This is a genomic window from Desulfomicrobium macestii, assembly GCF_014873765.1.
Classification (GTDB): domain Bacteria; phylum Desulfobacterota; class Desulfovibrionia; order Desulfovibrionales; family Desulfomicrobiaceae; genus Desulfomicrobium; species Desulfomicrobium macestii.
Map to the genome: position 1 here is coordinate 55989 of NZ_JADBGG010000005.1, position 18535 is coordinate 74523.

Sequence of the window (18535 nt, forward strand, 5' to 3'; positions counted from 1 at the left end):
AGTCCAGTCCGAAAAAATGCGAACCCACTTTTCACCCCGACTGTAACCATTTTAAAGGATTAATGACTTTTTGCCTGTAACGCAATTCGAAATAGAGGCCTTCGCCCTTGGCCGCCGGGTAGAATCCGCACACGCCGATCTGCTGTCCGCGCTCCACTTCCCGGCCCACCGGAATGGGGGCATCGGACAAAAAGGCATACAGCGAATAATAATCCTCGCCGTGAAAAACAATCACAACCTGTCCGAACCCGCGCAACTGGTCGTTGTGCACGACCTTGCCCCAGGAGACGCTGCGCACCGGAGTGCCGGCAGACAGGGCGAGGCCAATCCCGTTGCTGGGCGGATTTCCGTCCGGCGCGAAGGACACCACCCGCTTGCCTTTGGCCGGCCAACTCAGCTTGCCCTGCAGCTTTGAAATCTTCTTGGAGGATTGCAGGCTGATCTTGTGGCGGATGCCGGCGATGGAACCCATCAGATTCTGGATTTCCTTTTCGCTCTCCTTCTTCTTGACCCGCACCTCGGCAATCTGGCGTTCGTACTGCGTCCTCTTTTTTTCCAGCTCTGCCCTGGACGCCTTGATCTTGTTCAGCTGGGCCTCGGCCTGGTCCGCATTCTGATCAAGAACCGACTGCTGGTCGGCCACGATCTGGCTCTGCCGCTCGATATCTTCCCGCAAGGATTGGGCCTCGCCATACAGGGCCGTCAGCCAGGCCTCCCGGCGGTTAGCCTCTGCCCACCGCTCCGCAGAGGCAAAACCTTCTTCCTTGGCGGTCAGGTAGATGGGCCACAGTGTTCGCATCAACTCCTGCAGACGGCCGGTGGTCTTTTCCCGCTCCTTCAGCAGCGCATCAAGGCGACTGGCGCCTTCGGCCTGCTCTTTTTTGAGAACGGCCAGTTCGTCTTCGAGCTTCTGGAGGGATGCCGCGGCCTGCTTGACCGAACCTTCGAGTTTGGCCAGATCCTTGTGCAGGCTGCGCTCTTTTTCGGTCAGGCTCTGGATGACTTTTTTACGCTCGGCCAACTGCTTGTTCTTGGCGGCCATCTCTTCTTCCAGAGAGGCAAGGCCGAGCGTGGCCGTAAACACAAGACCGCCCAGGAGCATCAGGATGATCGCGAAAAAGCGCGGCTTGAGGCGGGATGACGGACGATTCATGGGTGAGGGATGATGCTTTTTCCCACGCAGGTCAAGGGGCTGAACTCTTCCAGAAACACCGCCAGGGGGCAGCTCGCGCATTTTCCCGCCTTCTTTGCGCACCAATTCTTGCCCGTGCGCACGATGAGGGCGTGGTATTCATTATACAATGCCGCGTCCGGCGGCAGGACATCCATGAAAAAATCCCGCAGCTCCCCGTACCCGATGTCTTCGGGGATCAGCCCGTGCCTGCCCAGGATGCGCCGCGTGTACGCGTCGACCACAAAGGACGGCAGCCCGAGGGCGTAGAGCAGGATGGAGTCCGCCGTTTCCGGGCCAATGCCGGAGACTTCGAGCAGGGCCGGGCGCAACCCTTCCACCGTCTCGCCGCGCAATCCATCCATATCCAGATCACAGGCCCCGTGCAGGAAATTCAGGAAATTGCGCACCCGCGCCGCCTTGACCCGAAAAGCCCCGGCAGGCCGGATGAGCATCGCCAGCTCCCCGTCGGTCAACCGTGCAAGCGCCCGGGGTTCGAGCAGGCCGGATTCGCGCAGGTTGTGCATCGCCTTCTCCACGTTGGCCCAGGCCGTGTTCTGGGTCAAGATGGCGCCAAGGGCGATTTCAAAAGGCGTGTCTCCCGGCCACCACCGGCTTGGGCCCAGCTCGGCCCGCATCGCGCGGTAGTAGTCAAGCAGCACGGCTTCCCGGTTCATGTCCGAAAAACGAGCAAGGTCCATTCCCCGGAGTAGGAGATCTCGGGGGCCGCAAGACCCTGCCCGATGTAGGCCTGCACGACGCGGTCCGCCTGCTCGCGCAGGATGCCGGACAGGATGAGCACTCCCGGCCGGGCCAGACGGGCACTTATGTCCTCGGCCATGTCGATGAGCGGATTGGCCAGGATGTTGGCCAGGATGCAATCAAAGCGCTGCTCCGAGGGGATGTCCGTGACGCTCCCGGTGGCGGCTGTGAAAGCGCCCCCCACCGCGTTCAGGACCGCGTTTTCGCGGGCGTTGTCGATGGCCACGGGGTCGATGTCCAGCCCCTGGCCGACGAGTCCGAGCTTGACGGCGGCGATGCCCAGAATACCCGAACCCGTGCCCAGGTCGAGGAAAGACTGCCCCGCCGCCAGCACGCCCTCCGTCGCCAGGCGATCCAATGCCTCAAGACACAGGGCCGTGGTCTGGTGATGCCCCGTCCCGAAGGCCATCTTGGGCTCGATCAGGATGGGCTGGGCCGTGCAGGGCTCGTCCTTGAGCCAGGCCGGCAGGACCACGAACCGCGACCCGATGGGGATGGGCGTGAAATATTTTTTCCAGGCGCTGGTCCAATCCGCGTTGTCCACGCTGGACCTTTCGAGCCGCACCTCGGGGCACGCGGCCTGAAGCGCGGCCTCGGTCTCGGCGGACTGCTCAGGGCGGTCGAAGTGCACGGTCAGGTGGCGCAGGCCGTCCTTTATGCCGCCGTCCTCCCAACCCCACGGGGTGTGCAGAAACAGCAGGCCGGTGACAAGATCCTCGTTTTCCGGGGCAAAGGCGAGGGCAAGGCGGGCGAGTTTGTTTGACATGTATGAACCTGACAACGGGATAACACCGTTGGAATTTGAAGTTTGAAAAAAGGGCCCGCTCCCCTCGGGAAAAGGGCCCAAGAACAAAAACTCGGCAAGGACTAACCCTTGGCCAGGATGGATTCCAGAGCCAGGCAGAACGCCTCAAGCTCTTCCTCGGTTATGACCAGCGGCGGCAGCAGACGCAGTACCGTGTCCTGGGTCAGGTTCAGGACAAAGCCCTGCCCGAGCAGTTCCTTCCAGACCTCGGCCCCGGGATGGGTCAATTCGATGCCGACCATCAGGCCATGCACCCGCACCTCGGCGATCTTCTCCGGGAACCTGCTCCTGATCCCTTCCAGCCGCCCGCGCAGCCAGTCGCCCATGCGCGCGGCCCGACCGCAGAGATCGTCGCGTTCGATGATCTCGATGACCTTGGACGCCACGGCGGAGATGAGCGCGTTGCCGCCGAAGGTCGTGCCGTGGCTGCCCGGAGGAAAACCCTTGGAGACCTCTTCGGTGCACATGACCGCGCCCATGGGCAGGCCCCCGGCCAGGCCCTTGGCCACGGTGACGATATCCGGCTTGAGGCCCGCGTGCTGGTGCGCCCAGAATCTTCCGGTCCGGCCCACGCCGGTCTGGATTTCATCGACGATCAGCAGCACGCCCTTGGCGGCGCAAAGAGCGGCCAGTCCACGGACGTAATCATCGGGCAGGGGTTTGACCCCGCCCTCGCCCTGGATCATCTCGATCAGCACCGCGGCTGTGCGCTCGTTCATGACCGCCTCCATGGCCGCCAGATCCGCAAAGGGCACGGTGATGAAACCCTCGGGCAGCGGCCCGAAACCGGTCTTGATCTTGTCCTGGCCCGTGGCCGTAAGAGTGGCCAGGGTCCGGCCATGGAAGGACCCGCCCAGGGTGATGATCTCGTAGCGTTCCTCGCCCCGGCCCTCGCGCATGTAGCGCCGGGCCAGCTTGATGGCCCCTTCGTTGGCCTCGGCGCCGGAGTTGCAGAAAAAGACCCTTTCCAGGTGCGAGGTGCCGAGCAGCCTTTTGGCCAGGGCGACCTGCTCTTCCTGATAGAAAAGATTGGAAACGTGAATGAGCTTGCCTGCCTGCGCGCAGATGACCTCGACCAGCTCGGGATGGGAATGCCCCAGGTTGCAGACGGCGATGCCTGCCAGAAGGTCGGTGTAGACGCGCCCCTCGGGGGTGTAGAGTCTGGTCCCCTCGGCCCGGCTCACGGCCAGGGGATAACGTGCATAGGTCCGGCACAGGGCCGAGGCTTCGCCTTGTTTTATATCTTCGCTGTTCATGAAATTCTCCTCGCAAATGAGTTGGATCAGATCGTGCCGGTGTGCCCGAATCCTCCGGCGCCGCGCGCGGTGTCCGAAAGAGTGTCCTGCGCAATGATCTCTGCGCGCACGACAGGCTGAAAAACGAGCTGGGCGATGCGCTGTCCCCGGGTCACGGTGCGGGTCTGGTCCGAAGTGTTCAGGAGGCTGACCAGGATCTCGCCGCGATAGTCCGGATCGATGACCCCAACCCCCTGACTGACGACCAGTCCATCCTTGGTTCCCAGGCCGCTTCGGGAATAGACAAAACCGGCCACTCCCGGCATCGTGCATTCCACGGCGATGCCCGTTGGAAAGCGGTGCCTTCCTCCGGGGGGGATCAAGACCTCCGCTTCCGCCATACAAGCCCGCAGATCAATACCGGCCGATCCCGAAGTGGCATAGTTGAACTTCTCCGGCGGGCACGTTTCCGATAAAAAACGGACCTTGACCGGCATGGTGACAATTCCGGAACAGGGATTCATTTCTTCTCCTTGGCATGCTAGCTTGTACTCCAAGCGCATGCAGGGATGCGTTACAAATTTATGACAGGGGGATTTATGCAACCATTGCATGTCTATACAGTTGTGCCCAAGCTTCCGGAAAAACTTCTGCCGCTCAAGACGCTGGCAAGCAACCTCTATTTTTCCTGGCAGCATGAAATCGAGGAGTTCTTTGCCCAGATAGACCGCGAACTGTGGGAAAAAAGCGAACACAATCCGGTCTGGTTCCTGAACCATCTGCCCCAGAGCACACTGGAAGAGCTGGGCGAGGATGAATTCTTTCTGGACCGTCTGTCAACCATTGCGGCGGGTTTCGAAAAATACATCTCCAAGCGCGGCCCCATGACCGGACTCGACGCCCTCGACAGCGGGCCGGTGGTCGCCTATTTCAGCGCCGAATACGGCATCGCCCAATGCCTGCCCGTGTATTCGGGAGGGCTTGGCGTGCTGGCCGGAGACCATCTCAAATCCGCCAGTGACCTGAACATTCCCCTGGTCGGCATCGGCCTTTGCTACCAGCGCGGATTTTTCCGCCAGTACCTGACCCACGACGGCTGGCAGCAAGAGCGCTACCAGCCCAACGATTTCGACCAAATGCCCCTCTTTCCCGTGCTCAACGAGGAAGGGCTGCCGCTCAAGGTCCGCTTCCAGATGCAGGGCAAGCCCCTCTATTTCCGCGTCTGGCGGGCCGACGTGGGCCGCGTGCCGCTGTTCCTGATGGACACCAACATCCCCGAAAATCCGCCCGAGCGCCGGGAGCTGACCTCCCAGCTCTACGGCGGCGATCTGGAAATGCGGCTCATGCAGGAATACCTGCTCGGCATCGGCGGCATCAAGGCCCTGGAGGCCATGGGCCTCTCGCCCCGGGTCATCCACATGAACGAAGGGCACTCGGCCTTTGCCGGTCTGGAAAGAATCCGCGTGCTCATGCAGGACCGGCACCTGTCCTTCGAAGCGGCCCTTGAACTGGTCGCCCAGAGCTCGGTCTTCACCACGCACACTCCTGTTCCGGCGGGCAACGACCGTTTCTCCCCGGACCTTATGGCCAGATACTTCCAGGAATACTCCGCGGACCTGGGACTCTCCTGGAAGGTTTTCCTGGCCCTTGGCCGTGAAAACACGCGCGACGATGCCGAGCACTTCTGCATGACGATCCTGGCCCTGCGCCTATCCCGGTTCAACAACGGCGTAAGCCGGCTGCACGGCAAGGTCTCACGCAAGATGTGGGCCAAGGTCTGGCCCCAGTACCCGGAAGAGGATGTGCCCATCGGCTGGGTCACCAACGGCATTCATTTCCCGACCTGGGTGGCCCCGGAAATGTCCGTCCTTTTCGACCGCTTTCTCGGCCAGTCCTGGCGCGAGGATCCGGACTGCGAGCGCGTGGGCGAAAAATTCGGGACCATCCCCGACATCGAGCTCTGGCGCACCCACGAACGCCTGCGCGAGCGGCTCGTGGACTTCGTCCGGCGCAGGCTGCAGCAGCAGATCATGTCCCGCGGCGGCCGGAGCTGGGAGCTGGAAGTGGCCGACAACGTCCTCAATCCCGAGGCCCTGACCATCGGCTTCGCCCGCCGCTTCGCGTCCTACAAGCGCGCCTACCTGCTCTTGAAGGACGATGACCGCCTGAAACGCCTCGTCACCGACCCGGCCCGCCCGGTGCAATTCGTCTTTGCCGGCAAGGCCCATCCCCGCGACAACGAGGGCAAGAAAATCATCCAGGAGCTCATCAGCCTCTGCCAATCCCCCGAGAGCCGCGCGTCCATGGTCTTTCTGGAAGACTACGACATGCAGGTCGCCCGCTACCTGGTCCAGGGCTGCGACATCTGGCTCAACAACCCGCGCCGCCCCCTTGAGGCCTGCGGCACCAGCGGCATGAAGGCCATGGCCAACGGCGTCCTGAACCTGAGCACCCTCGACGGCTGGTGGGACGAGGCCTGGTGTCCGGACAATTCCGTGGGCTGGGCCATCGGCAACGCCGAGGAATACGACGACGTCGAGTACCAGGACTTCGTGGAGAGCCAGACCCTCTACAACATCCTCGAAAAAGACGTCATCCCGCTCTTCTACGATCGCGTGCAGGGCTCTTTCCCGAGACGCTGGGTGCAGAAAATGAAGCAGGCGCTCAAAACCCTGGGTCCGGTCTTCAACGGACACCGCATGGTCGAGGAATATTCCAAGCGCGCCTACCTCCCGTCCAACATCAGCTACGGCAAGCTCTCGGCCAACGAGTACCGCCCGGTCGTGGAACTGGCCGAGTGGCGCATGAACCTGCTCACCCACTGGGGAGCGCTCGACATCCGAAACGTGCAGTGCATCACGGCCCACGAGATGTTCGTCGGCGAGAACCTGGAGGTCAGCGCCGAGGTCAAGGTCGAGGGACTCGGCATCCAGGACATCCGCGTGGAGATCTACACCGGCCCCCTCGATCACACCGGCAAGTTTGCCAGCAGGTCCACCTTCCTCATGAGCCCGGATGAACGCACTCCGGACGGCTGGTACGTGTATCGCGGCAAGGCCATGCCTATGGCCACCGGCAAGTTCGGCTTCACCGTGCGCATCCTGCCGCACCACCCATTGCTGCGCGATGCGCACAGCCTGGGTCTGATATTCTGGGCCGACGAGCCCGCGCCGAAACTCCAAGGGTAGAGGGATGGCCAAGAAAGTCGATCGGGCCGACGTGGTCCTGGCCGAGCAGGGGCTGGTCGAGAGCCGCGAGAAGGCCAAACGGATGATCATGGCCGGTCAGGTTCTGCTGCTCCAGGGCGAGGCCCGGACACCCGTGGCCAAGCCCGGGCAGCAGATTCCGCGCGATGCGCGGCTGGAGCTCAAGGAAGCGGAGCGTTTCGTGTCGCGCGGCGGCTACAAGCTGCTCACGGCTCTTGAGCATTTCGCCCTGGACGTGAGCGGCATGGTCGCCCTGGACGCAGGGGCCTCCACCGGCGGATTCACGGACTGCCTGCTGCAATTCGGGGCCGCGCGGGTCTACGCCGTGGACGTTGGGCACGCCCAGCTGCACTGGAAGCTGGTCACGGACCCGCGCGTCGTGAATCTGGAGCGGGTCAACCTGCGTCACGCCACCGCCGACCTCCTTCCCGAAAAAGTGGACCTGGTGGTGGCCGACTGCTCCTTTATCTCCCTGCGGCTCATCCTGCCCCCCTGCCTGCAATTCCTGAAGGACGAAGGACAGATCCTGGCCCTGGTCAAGCCGCAGTTCGAGCTGGGCCCCGAGCATGCGGTCAAGGGCGTGGTCCGTTCGGAGGAATTGCAACTCAGGGCCGTGGACGAAATACGGGAATTCGCCCGGGAGGAGCTCGGACTGCACGTCCTGGGCTCCGTCGCGGCAGGGATCAAGGGCCCCAAGGGCAACCAGGAATACCTGCTCCATTTGCGGCGCTGAGCTCAGACTTTGCCAAGAGAGGCCGATGCGGGTACAGACCGCGTTCATCGTCAACACTTCAACCAAATTCGAGCCCATGCCTGACAGATTTCTGACCGAAGACCGCAAAACCAAGCTCAGAAACGTACTGGCCAAACGCCAGCCCGACCTGACCCTGGTACTGAACAATATCCACGACCCGCACAACGTGTCCGCCATCCTGCGCAGTTGCGACGCCTTCGGGGTGTTCGGCGTGCACCTCTATTACACCAAGGAAAAATTTCCTTCCCTGGCCAACAGCTCATCCGGCTCCGCCAAGAAGTGGATCGACCTGACCCGCCACCGCGAAGCAGGAACCATGATCCAGGGCCTGCGCGACCGGGGCATGCAGATCGTGGGCACGGGCTTCAGCTCCACGGCAAGGCCCATCATGGATATCGATTTCACCAAACCCACGGCCATCATTCTCGGCAACGAGCACCGGGGCATGGACCCCGACGTCAAGATTCATGTGCCGGACGAAATCTACATCCCCATGTTCGGCATGGTTCAGAGCCTGAACGTGTCCGTGGCCGCCGCGACCATCCTCTACGAGGCCATGCGCCAGCGCCTGGCCGCAGGGATGTACGATCAAAGCCCCCTGGACGAGGAAGAGTTCGAAAACGTATACGCCGACTGGTGCAAGCGCGGCAAAGACTACTAGCCGGGGCCGGGCCCCTGGAGAACTGATGGCGGGAAACACTTTCGGCAGCATCTTCAAACTGACGACCTTCGGCGAATCCCATGGCCCGGCCCTGGGCGGGGTGGTGGACGGATGTCCCGCCGGGATCGCCCTCAATGAGGCCGCCATCCAGACGGAACTCGACAAGCGCAGACCCGGTCAGGGCGGCCTGGCCGTCACCGCCCGCAACGAACCGGACCGCATCCGGCTCTTGTCCGGCGTCTTCGAGGGCCGCACAACAGGCACGTCCATCGGCTTCGCCATCGAGAACACGGACCAGCGCTCCCGCGACTACGGCGAGATAAAAGACGTTTTCCGGCCGGGTCACGGAGACATGACCTACGAGGCCAAGTACGGGCTGCGCGACTATCGCGGCGGAGGCCGCTCCTCGGGCCGGGAGACCGTCTCGCGCGTGGCGGGTGGAGCCGTGGCCGGGGCGTTTCTGGAACCGCTCGGGATCACTGTCCGGGCCGCCGCCGTGGAACTTGGCGGCATCGCGGCCGAGAGCCTGGACATCAAAGGTGCGGAACACCGCCAATTCTTCGCGGCTGACGACAATGCTGTCCTGCGCTGGCAGGAACTGGTCAAAAAGGTCGCGGCCCAAAGCGACACGCTGGGCGGCATCGTCGAAATCCGCGCCCAGGGCGTGCCCGCGGGACTTGGCGAACCGGTCTTCGACAAGCTCGACGCCCGCCTGGCCGCCGCGCTCATGAGCGTGGGCGCGGTCAAGGGAATCGAGATCGGAAGCGGCTTCGCTGCCAGCCGCATGCGCGGCAGCGAAAACAACGACGCCATGCTGGATACGGGCTTTGCATCCAACAACGCCGGTGGAATCCTGGCCGGGATCTCAAGCGGCCAGGAGATCGTACTGCGCGCCGCCATCAAACCCATCCCGTCCATCGCGCTCGACCAACACACCCGCGACCGCTTCGGGGCAGCCCGGACCATCCGCGTCGGCGGACGGCACGACATCTGCGCCATCCCGCGCGTGGTCCCGGTGCTCTCGGCCATGGTCCGGCTGGTCCTGGCCGACATGGTTCTGCTGCAACGGCGCATGGGGGGCGGCACATGAGCGTCGGCGCGGGCTTTATCCTCAAGAAAGCCCTGGGCACGCTTTTCATGCCCCTGTCGGTCTGTCTGATTCTTTTCGCCCTCGGCATGGTCTACGTGCTGCTGCGCCGCTCCAAGGACGCCATCGCCCCCTTTGTCATGGGCGCGCTCCTGCTCTACGCCTTTTCCCTCAACTCCGTCTCCGGATACATGATCAGTCCCCTTGAGGACGCCCACCCGCCCCTGGATCTGACCAACGCGGAAATCGTCAGAAGGCCCGTCAAATGGGTGGTCGTGCTCGGCTCGGGGCATTGGACGGACAAGCGCCTGTCCCCCGGGTCCATGCTCGAAGAGGCGGCCCTGTACCGGCTCACCGAAGGCATTCGGGTGGCAAACCGGTTTCGGGGCTCCATCCTGGTTCTTTCGGGCGGAAAATACAAAGACGAACAGTCAAGCGCACAGGTCATGGCCGCCGCAGCCGTGGACCTGGGCTTCGACCCGGCCCGGATCATGCTCTCCGACAAGGCCCTCGACACCCACGACGAAGCGATGCACATAAGGGCCCTGGCCGGTTCCGACGCCTTTGTGCTGGTTACTTCGGCCTCGCACATGCTGCGCGCCGTAAAGCTGTTCGAAAACCAGGGCCTAAAGCCCATCCCCGCTCCGACCTGCTACCGTGACAAGGGCGAGCCCGAGAATTTCCTGCCCGGCGCGGACAACATCAAAACCTGCAACATGGCCGTGCACGAATACATGGGTCTGGCCTGGTCCTTCGTGCGCGGGCAGATATCAGTTTTCTAGGTGATCGACATCCTGCCCACCCTGGCCCTGGCCACCTCGAAGCACAGCCCGGACAAGGCCACCATCCGCGCCTGGGCCCTGGTCCTGTCCAGTCGAAGATTCCTGCACCGTTTCGATAAAGGAACGCTGCTGGTCGCGCCCGCCTTGGCGCCGCTCGCGGTGCGGGAAATCATCGCCTACGAAGAGGAAAACCGGCCCAGATCCCGCCCGGCTCCCCTACCCGACAACTCCTGGGTCAGCCTGCTGGTCATCGCCATCTTTCTGGGCCTGACCATGTGGTTCGACGCCCAGGGGCTCGGCAGGCGCATCTCGTGGCATGTCGCGGGCCGGGCCGACGCCGGACTCATCCTTGAAGGACAGTGGTGGCGCTGCGTGACCGCCCTGTTCCTGCACGCCGACGCCGGGCACCTGCTGGCCAATGCCGGAGCGTTGGCGGTGCTCGCCTCGCTCCTGGCGCGCCGCATCGGATCGGGTCTGACCTGGGGTCTCTTTTTGCTCTCGGGTGGCCTCGGCAACGCCCTGAACGCCTGGGCGCAAGCGCCTGATCACCTGAGCGTGGGCGCGTCCACGGGCGTATTCGGGCTGATCGGCGTTCTGGCCGGAGGTGCGGGCCGGGCCGAACGCGGCTCACGGGGACAGGTCCTTCTACTGGCCCTGGGCTTCGGTTTCAGCCTGCTGGCCATGCTTGGCGCGGGAGAGGAACGCGTGGACCTGGGAGCGCATTTTTTCGGGATGTGCTGTGGTCTGCCCTTTGGATTGCTGGTCGGCGACTGGCACGGGGCAACGGGATGGAAGGCGAGGGTCGGGGCTGTGTGCGGCGCGGCGGGGCTGGCCCTTGCGGTCTGGGCCTGGACCTTGGCCCTGGAAAACGGCGCGCTTGCGGGATGAGGGGTCGAGGAGCCGCAGGGGCTCCCCGATCAGAGATGTGTCGTCTAGAACTGTCCGGTTCTGAGCATGACCAGAGTGCAGGCGTGCTCCCAGGGAATGCCCGCTTCGGTCAGGGCCTGCTCCAGGGTCGCCGATTCCGTGCCGGGATTGAGGATCACACGCCCGGGCCTTAGCGCCAGGATGGAATCCTGCAGCTGCGCGCTGCGCTCCGGCCCGACATAAAGGGTCAGGGTGTCCACCTTGCGATCGATGGCGTCCAGACTGGACACGACGGGCAGATCCTCGATGACGGATCGACCCGGCGTGACCGGGATGACCGAATGCCCGTGCTCCTTGAGCATGCGCACGGCCTTGTTCGAGTAACGTTCCGGCTTGTGGCTCGCTCCGAGCACCGCGACAATCTGTGCCATGGCCTCAGGCTCCCGCCTTGCGGCTGACCATGACCTTGGCCGGACGCAGCAGTCTGTCCTTGAGCATGTAGCCCTTCTGCAGCATCTGACAGACCGTGTTTTCCCCGACATCGTCCCGCTCGACCTGCCCCAAGGCCTCGTGGCGCGCGGGATCGAAAGGCACATCCACTTCGGCGATCTGCTCCAGCCCATGCTTCTTCATCGTGTCGAGAAAAATGTTCATGGTCATCTCGACGCCCGTGACCAGATCCTTGCAGGCCTCGGTCTGCTTGCCGTGGGCCAGGGCCAGGTCGAGGTTGTCCATGACCGGGATAATCTCCTCGAGGATGGCGGAGGTGGCAAATTTGAAATAGTCTTCCTTTTCGCGCAGCAAACGCTTCTTGAAATTCTCACTGTCCGCCAGGACGCGCAGGTTGTCTTTTTTGAGCTCCTCCACGTCGGCCAGGGCCTGGGCGTACTTCTCCTCCAGGGTCAGCTCCGGCGTTTCTTCGGTCTGCATTTCGGTCTGCACTTCTTCCGGGTTCTGGCCCTCTTTTTCCTTATTGGACATGAAAAACTCCTGATCCTTGAAATATTTGATAAAACGCTTCACGAATATCCTTAGAAGCGGGATTTGAGGCACTGACTAAGTATTTGAGCGGCAAAGTCAACCACGGGCATGATGCGTGCGTAGTTCATGCGCACCGGCCCAAGCACTGCCAACGTTCCGTGATTGGTGGAAAAAGCGCTGTAGGGAGAGGCCACCAGCGAGCATCCCGCGAGTCCGGGCATGTCCTGGGACAGGCTGACCGAGACGGACTGGCTGGCCGAGGTCTTGTCCAGGAGTTCAAGCAGGCGCGAACGCTCCTCGATGAGTCGCAACAGCTCCTGGATGGTCTCCAGCTCCGTGAATTCGGGCTGATCCGTGAGATGGCTCGCGCCACCGACGAAAACCTCGGGCTGTTCTTCCTCGGCCAGGGCTTGCGCGGCCAGCTCCCAGGCCCGGCGATAGGCATCCAGCGTTTTGCGCACGTTGTGCAGCTGACGCTCGATCTCACCGCGCACCTCATAGGTGGTGCGCCCCTCGAACAGGCTGTTCAGGTAATTCCCGTAGCGCACAAGCTCGTCGGCGCTCAGGCTCTCGTCCATCTGCACCAGACGATTGCTGACCAGCCCGCCCTGCATGACCAGCACCGCCATGATCATGCCCGGCCGCAAGAGGACGAAATCTATCTGCCGCCAGCGGGCCAGATCCTGACGCGGAGCCATGATCACGCACACCTGACGGGTCAGGGACGAGAGGGTCCGGACGGCGCGACGCAGGACCTGGGGCAAATCCCCCGCACCCGGCTGGATGTGGTCGTGCAGGCGGGACTGTTCCCTGCGCGGCAGGGGCCCGAGCTTTAATACCTCATCGAGATAATAGCGAAAAGCCGGAACCGTTGGAGCCCGCCCGGCGGACGTATGCGGCTGTTGCAGATATCCTTTCTCGGTCAGGGCGGCCATGGTTGACCGCAGCGACGCGGGGCTCAGTCCAAGGCCCACGGCCAGAGCCTGGGACGACACGGGCAGGGCGGTCTCCACATAGGTCTCGACCACTGCGGTGAGGACTGCGGTTTCGCGCTTGCTCAGGATCATGACAGGCAATCTTCCCGGGAGAAAAGAAATTCGCGCAGGGCCTGCACCCACGGACGCGGAGCAATGCCCGTCACGGCCGTGAAGGCGCTCAGGTCCAGGACCGAATACGCCGGACGGCAGGCCTTCTGAGGGTATTCGGACGAAGGGATGGGCTTGATCCGACAGGCCAGATCCGCCCCCCGGACGGCCTCCGTGGCCAGTTCGCACCAGCTTGCCTGTCCCGCGTTGGCCAGATGAAAGATGCCCGTCGCGCCCTTGTCCAGCAGCGCCAGCGAACCGGCGGCCAGATCCGGGGTGTAGGAGGGGCTGCCGATCTGGTCGTGGACCACGGAAAGCTCCGGCCGCGTCGCGGCCAACTCCAGGATGCGGGTCACGAAATTGGTCTTGCACGGTCCAAAAAGCCACGAGGTGCGGATGATGAGCAGATTCGGCAGATCAAGAGCCAAAAGTTCCCGCTCGCCCAGCAGCTTGGTCTGGCCGTAGACCGAACCTGGCGCGGGCTGATCCCCGGGGGTGTAGGGACTTGTCTTTCTGCCGTTGAAAACGAAATCCGTGCTGTAGTGGACCAGGGAAACCCCGGCGTTCTGCACGGCCTTGCCCAGAACCAGCGGCAGCTGCCTGTTCAGTCTGGAAGCCTCGGCCGGTTCGTCCTCGGCCTGATCGACCTTGGTGTAGGCCACCGTATTGAAAAGCACCGTGGCTCCGGTCCGGGCCAGGTATTCCTCCACGGCCGGACGCTCGAACAGGTTCAGCTCGTCGCGCCCCGGTGCATTCACGGTCCATCCCTGCCTGGACAGGGCCAGACACAGCGCCTGCCCGAGCAGGCCGGTCTTTCCGCCCAGCACGACCGCGCTCTTCATGCCTGCCTCGTTTGGTACCATGCATCCATGAACTGGCGATAGGCGCCGCTCTGCACTTCGTCAAGCCAGGCCTCGTTGGCCTTGTACCAGGCCAGGGTGCGGGCCATGCCGTCCTCGAACGAGTGTTGCGGGGTCCAGCCCAGATCCGCCGTGGAGCGCTCGAAAGCCATGGCGTAACGGCGATCATGGCCGGGCCGGTCGGTGACATGGGTGATGAGCTCCTCGCTCCTGCCCGTCAGCCGCAGTATGAGGCGCACCACTTCCAGATTCGTCCGCTCGGCGTCCCCCCCGAAATTGTACACCGCGCCGGGCATGCCCTTGAAAAGCGTGGCCTCCACGCCCCGGCAGTGATCCATGACGTAGATCCAGTCCCGAACGTTCAGCCCGTCGCCGTAGACGGGGATGGACTCGTTGCGGGAGGCCTTCAGATAGACCAGGGGGATGAGTTTTTCCGGAAACTGGTAGGGACCGTAGTTGTTGGAGCAGCGGGTGACCATGACGGGCATCCCGTAGGTGTGGAAATAGGCCCGGGCCAGAAGGTCCGAGGAGGCCTTGGACGCAGAGTACGGGGAGTTGGGCGCCAGGGGGGTGTCCTCGGTGAACTGCCCGGTGGGTCCCAGAGTGCCGTAGACTTCGTCGGTGGAAATGTGCACGAAGCGCGGAATTTCAGCCCGCCTTGCGGCCTCCAGCAGGTTCTGCGTGCCCAGTACGTTGGTCGTGACAAAGGGAAAGGGGTCGCTTATGGAGCGGTCCACGTGCGACTCGGCCGCGAAATTGAGCACCGCATCGAAGGCAAAGCGCTTCATGAGCTCCGGCACGAGCTCCTGGTCGCAGATGTCGCCGTGCACGAAATGATAGCGGCGGCCCATGTGCCGGGCCTCTTCCTCGGCCAGATTGCGGCGGTTGCCCGCATAGGTCAGTTTGTCGAGGTTGACGATGACCACATCGTCGTGCGTGGCAAGCATGTGCTGGATGAAATTGGAACCGATGAAGCCGCAGCCTCCGGTGACGAGCAGATGCATGTGTTCTCCTGACTTCGCGGTTCTTGACGGAAGCGGGTTTGAAAGCCAAGTGGATGACGAGTCGGCGGCGCGTCAGTGCACCGACCGTGACAGCCATGAAAAATACTTAAAGAGACTCCAAGATGCAAATCGCCCTTTACGAGCCGGAAATCCCGCCCAACACCGGAACCATCGCCCGGCTCTGCGCCGCCTCCACCACCCGTCTGAATCTCATCGAGCCGTTGGGCTTCAGCCTGGACGACAAGTACCTGAAGCGGGCGGGCCTTGACTACTGGCCCCACGTGGACAAGCGCATCTGGCCGTCCTGGGCCGCCTTCCTGGAGGGCCGGGACCCGGGGCGGCTGGTTTTCACCAGCGCGCGCCAGGGAGTGGCCTATCACCGTTTTTCCTTCAGGACCGACGACATCATCGTGCTCGGCCCCGAGACCCGGGGCCTGCCCCCGGAAGTCCTGCATGACGCCACGGACATCATCCGCATCCCCATCTGGGGAGAGGTCAGAAGCGTCAACCTGGCCAATGCCGCAGCCGTGCTTCTTTACGAGGCCTATCGTCAGACCGGGGAGCTGGACCTGCGCGAGGACCGGCCGGACGCCCCGTAACCACCGGAGACGCGCATGCCCGAAACGCTCTACAATCTGCCGCTGAACCTGTCACTGCTTGTCTTTCTGCTGGGCTGCGTGGCCCTGGACCTGCTCTTCGGCGATCCTCGGGACTGGCCGCACCCGGTGCGACTCATCGGCAAGCTGTTTGAACGCCTCGAAGGCTGGGCAAAATCCTTTTTCCTCGGGCCGCGCATCGGCGGAGCACTGAGCGTCGCCGCCGTGGCCCTGGGCTGCGCGCTGATGGTCCGGCTGCTGACCGGACTGCCCCTGGTCGGCGAAATCCTGGCCCTGTATCTCGGCTATGCGGGCCTGGCCCTTGGCTGCCTGGTGCGGGAAACAAACACCGTTCTGGCCCTGCTCGAAGGCGGGAGGCTGGCGGCGGCCCGCGCGCATCTGGCCGGACTGGTCAGCAGGGACACGGAAGACATGACCGAGGACGAGGTCTGCCGCGCCCTGGGCGAAACCCTGGCCGAAAACTTCAATGACGGCTTCGTGGCCCCCCTCTTCTGGCTCTGCTTCATGGGTCCCGCCGCGCTGTGGGCCTACAAGGCCGTGAGCACCGTGGACTCCATGTGGGGCTACCGCACGCAGCGCTTCGAGGAACTCGGCAAGGCCGGGGCGCGGGCCGACGACATCCTGGCCTGGCTGCCCGCCCGCCTGGCCGCGATCTCCATCTGGGCCACGGGGTGGCTGCTGCTGCGCCCCGCCGCCTGGGAGCGCATCGCGCGGGACGCCCGAAGCATGGACAGTCCCAACGCGGGCTGGCCCATGAGCGCCGCCGCCCACGTGGCCGGAGTGAGCATGGGCGGTCCGACCCGCTACTTCGGGGAAATCAAGGACAAGCCCTTCCTTGGGCCGCTCGGAGTGAGCTGGTCCCCGGCGCGCATTCGCGGCATGCTGCGCACCCTGCTGCCCGCAGCCCTGCTGTGTACCGTGTTCCTGACCATCACCGGCAGCTATCTTGGCTGGTGGAACCTGGGCTGACGCGATCCGCGATCCGTGACCAAAAGCCGGGGTCTTGACCCACCGGATTTCAAATCCCGAAACTGAAATCTCAAATGTCGGAGCGCTTTGCTTCCCATCGTCCCCATGTGCCGCTGGGCAGATCCAGAACCTCCTCTGCGCCATGCAAAAGCATTTCTCCGCACGCCAGCCTTCCTTTTCCAAAAGTCTGCTCCAGCAGATTCCTGAGCACGATGGGCGAAAAACCCGGCGTGTGCGATGTCAGGATGACGAAAAGCGGCTCGTCGCTCAAAACCTGGCGCACCAGATCAAGAGTCTCCTGCACGTTTTTTTCGACCTTGTAGAGTTCCCCGCGCTTGCCGCGCCCGAATGAAGGCGGGTCGAGAAGAACGCAATCGTATTTGCGTCCGCGCCGCACCTCGCGTTTCAGGAAGGCACCGACATCGTCAACGATGAACCTGGTCCCCGAATCCTGAAGACCGTTCAGGGCCGCGTTGCCGCGCGCCCATTCGACCATGCCCTTTGACGCGTCGAGGTGGCAGCACTGCGCCCCGGCCAGGGCCGCCGCCAGGGTCGCGCCTCCGGAATAGGCGAAGAGGTTCAGAAAACGCGGCGCCTCCCTGCGCTCGGCAGCGCCCTGCCGCACGGCGTCGGCGATCCACTCCCACAGATCAAGCGTCTCGGGAAAAATGCCGAGGTGCCCGAAATCCGTGGTCGAAAGACGCATGCGCACCCCGCGCACGGTCACGATCCATTCCTCGGGAAGGCGTTCCCGGCCGTGCCAGTTGAGCCCGTCCTTGCGGTCGAAGGTGGCGCTGGCGGACTCCCAGAGCGCGGGCAGTGAAGGCTCCCATACGGCCTGGGCGCATGGGCGAGCCAGGATTACGGGCCCGAAGCGTTCCAGTTTCTGTCCATTTCCACTGTCGAGAAGTTCGTAATCGTCCTGTGTCTGCATGGATGCTCCATAAGCGAAAAAACCCTTCCGGGCGGGTGCCTGAAAGGGTTTGTGCGGTCGGTGGTGGGCGATACAGGATTTGAACCTGTGACTTCCACCGTGTGAAGGTGGCACTCTCACCGCTGAGTTAATCGCCCGAGGAGTTGCGTTTAGCCCCGCCCCCCGTGTCATGTCAAGATATTACCGCCGACTGATCCGTCCGGGATCACAGATTTTTCTGCAGTTCCAGGAAAGCGTGTCTGCCGGGGCCGAAAAAACGGTCGCCGCTCATCCCGGTCACGTGCATGAAACCAAGCCTGATCCAGAACCTCAGGGCATTCCAGTTCTTGAGCCCCACCCCCACCCGCACCCGAGTCATGGGCCCCGGACGCAGCATGGCCTCAAGGCTGAGATAAGCCTCCCGGCCCAGACCGATGCCCTGAAATTCGGCGCTCAGAAACAGTTCGCCGACATAGGCGACATCGCCCTTGGGATATCCGGTGTACAGGCTCAAGAGCCCGATGACATCGCTGTCCATGGGTTCGCGCAGAATGAGATTGTGCAGGGAGGACGGACAGCCGCGCGGCGGCAGGTTCTGGTGCTCGACAAAGCGGCGGGCCAGGACCGGAGGATCGTTTTCGCGGTCCAGAAGGAGCAGCAGCTCCCTGTTTCCGGCATAGACAGCCTCTATTTCCGGAGTCTCGGCCCTGGTCACGGGCTGGGCGAGGATGCGTGCGCTACGGAATGAATACGGCATAGAAAAGGCGGCTCGTGGC

At 63.2% G+C, this 18535-nt stretch carries 20 protein-coding genes and 1 tRNA gene; 8 read left to right on the top strand and 13 right to left on the bottom strand.

From position 1 onward, the window contains the following. Positions 1–31 precede the first annotated feature (31 nt). From H4684_RS04725 to dut, 5 genes are all read right to left on the bottom strand, one after another. Complete coding sequence (locus tag H4684_RS04725; protein ID WP_192623001.1) at positions 32–1153, bottom strand: murein hydrolase activator EnvC family protein; 1122 nt, start codon at positions 1151–1153, stop codon at positions 32–34. After that, on the bottom strand, positions 1150–1848 hold the full coding sequence (locus tag H4684_RS04730; RefSeq protein ID WP_092190888.1) for an endonuclease III domain-containing protein: 699 nt from the start codon (positions 1846–1848) through the stop codon (positions 1150–1152). The genes H4684_RS04725 and H4684_RS04730 overlap by 4 nt, the downstream gene beginning before the upstream one ends. Then, the gene (prmA, locus tag H4684_RS04735; protein WP_192623002.1) at positions 1845–2699 is read right to left on the bottom strand and encodes a 50S ribosomal protein L11 methyltransferase; all 855 of its coding nucleotides are present in this window, start codon (positions 2697–2699) and stop codon (positions 1845–1847) included. The genes H4684_RS04730 and prmA overlap by 4 nt, the downstream gene beginning before the upstream one ends. Before the next feature lie 101 nt (positions 2700–2800). Then, complete coding sequence (locus H4684_RS04740; protein WP_192623003.1) at positions 2801–3994, bottom strand: aspartate aminotransferase family protein; 1194 nt, start codon at positions 3992–3994, stop codon at positions 2801–2803. A 26-nt stretch (positions 3995–4020) separates the two neighbouring features. Beyond that, entirely contained in the window at positions 4021–4497 is a 477-nt protein-coding gene (gene dut, locus H4684_RS04745; RefSeq protein WP_192623004.1) for a dUTP diphosphatase, read from the bottom strand. Positions 4498–4572: 75 nt separating this feature from the next. Between dut and glgP the strand changes: the two genes are divergently transcribed. The 6 genes from glgP to H4684_RS04775 all read left to right on the top strand — a co-directional run bounded on the left by glgP (position 4573) and on the right by H4684_RS04775 (position 11351). Continuing rightward, entirely contained in the window at positions 4573–7161 is a 2589-nt protein-coding gene (glgP, locus tag H4684_RS04750; protein ID WP_192623005.1) for an alpha-glucan family phosphorylase, read from the top strand. Between the two features lie 4 nt (positions 7162–7165). Further along, entirely contained in the window at positions 7166–7912 is a 747-nt protein-coding gene (locus H4684_RS04755; RefSeq protein WP_092190448.1) for a TlyA family RNA methyltransferase, read from the top strand. 76 nt (positions 7913–7988) lie between these two features. Further along, complete coding sequence (locus tag H4684_RS04760) at positions 7989–8594, top strand: TrmH family RNA methyltransferase (protein ID WP_092190886.1); 606 nt, start codon at positions 7989–7991, stop codon at positions 8592–8594. Between the two features lie 25 nt (positions 8595–8619). Beyond that, complete coding sequence (aroC, locus tag H4684_RS04765; protein WP_192623006.1) at positions 8620–9684, top strand: chorismate synthase; 1065 nt, start codon at positions 8620–8622, stop codon at positions 9682–9684. Then, a complete protein-coding gene (locus tag H4684_RS04770) occupies positions 9681–10463 on the top strand; it encodes a YdcF family protein (protein WP_192623007.1) in 783 nt (260 codons plus the stop codon). Before aroC ends, H4684_RS04770 begins: the two co-directional genes overlap by 4 nt. Then, positions 10464–11351, top strand: coding sequence for a rhomboid family intramembrane serine protease (locus H4684_RS04775; protein WP_192623008.1), 888 nt, complete (start codon positions 10464–10466; stop codon positions 11349–11351). Between the two features lie 44 nt (positions 11352–11395). On the opposite strand, the gene H4684_RS04780 is transcribed toward H4684_RS04775, so the two are convergent. From H4684_RS04780 to rfbB, 5 genes are read right to left on the bottom strand one after another with little or no spacing between them, the layout of a single operon-like run. Further along, positions 11396–11761: a CoA-binding protein gene (locus tag H4684_RS04780; RefSeq protein WP_192623009.1), complete on the bottom strand. Its 366-nt coding sequence runs from the start codon at positions 11759–11761 to the stop codon at positions 11396–11398. 4 nt (positions 11762–11765) lie between these two features. Continuing rightward, a complete protein-coding gene (grpE, locus tag H4684_RS04785; RefSeq protein WP_092190884.1) occupies positions 11766–12311 on the bottom strand; it encodes a nucleotide exchange factor GrpE in 546 nt (181 codons plus the stop codon). Positions 12312–12361: 50 nt separating this feature from the next. After that, entirely contained in the window at positions 12362–13378 is a 1017-nt protein-coding gene (hrcA, locus tag H4684_RS04790) for a heat-inducible transcriptional repressor HrcA (RefSeq protein WP_192623010.1), read from the bottom strand. Then, positions 13375–14238, bottom strand: a complete 864-nt coding sequence (rfbD, locus tag H4684_RS04795) for a dTDP-4-dehydrorhamnose reductase (RefSeq protein WP_192623011.1) — start codon at positions 14236–14238, stop codon at positions 13375–13377. Before rfbD ends, hrcA begins: the two co-directional genes overlap by 4 nt. Next, positions 14235–15260: a dTDP-glucose 4,6-dehydratase gene (gene rfbB / locus H4684_RS04800; RefSeq protein ID WP_192623012.1), complete on the bottom strand. Its 1026-nt coding sequence runs from the start codon at positions 15258–15260 to the stop codon at positions 14235–14237. The genes rfbD and rfbB overlap by 4 nt, the downstream gene beginning before the upstream one ends. 122 nt (positions 15261–15382) lie before the next feature. On the opposite strand from rfbB, the gene H4684_RS04805 reads away from it, so the two are divergent. Both H4684_RS04805 and cbiB read left to right on the top strand, forming a co-directional pair. Continuing rightward, positions 15383–15859: a tRNA (cytidine(34)-2'-O)-methyltransferase gene (locus H4684_RS04805; RefSeq protein WP_092190432.1), complete on the top strand. Its 477-nt coding sequence runs from the start codon at positions 15383–15385 to the stop codon at positions 15857–15859. 15 nt (positions 15860–15874) lie between these two features. After that, positions 15875–16846, top strand: a complete 972-nt coding sequence (cbiB, locus tag H4684_RS04810; protein ID WP_192623013.1) for an adenosylcobinamide-phosphate synthase CbiB — start codon at positions 15875–15877, stop codon at positions 16844–16846. 70 nt (positions 16847–16916) lie between these two features. Here the strand turns inward: cbiB and H4684_RS04815 are convergent, their stop codons facing one another. The 3 genes from H4684_RS04815 to H4684_RS04825 form a co-directional block, all read right to left on the bottom strand. Beyond that, a complete protein-coding gene (locus H4684_RS04815; RefSeq protein WP_192623014.1) occupies positions 16917–17780 on the bottom strand; it encodes a class I SAM-dependent methyltransferase in 864 nt (287 codons plus the stop codon). Between the two features lie 61 nt (positions 17781–17841). Further along, positions 17842–17917 (bottom strand) — tRNA-Val (locus H4684_RS04820). 68 nt (positions 17918–17985) lie between these two features. After that, positions 17986–18516 carry a GNAT family N-acetyltransferase gene (locus H4684_RS04825; protein WP_092190426.1) on the bottom strand — a complete coding sequence of 177 codons (531 nt, stop codon included), beginning with the start codon at positions 18514–18516 and terminating at the stop codon, positions 17986–17988. Between the last annotated feature and the right edge of the window lie 19 nt (positions 18517–18535).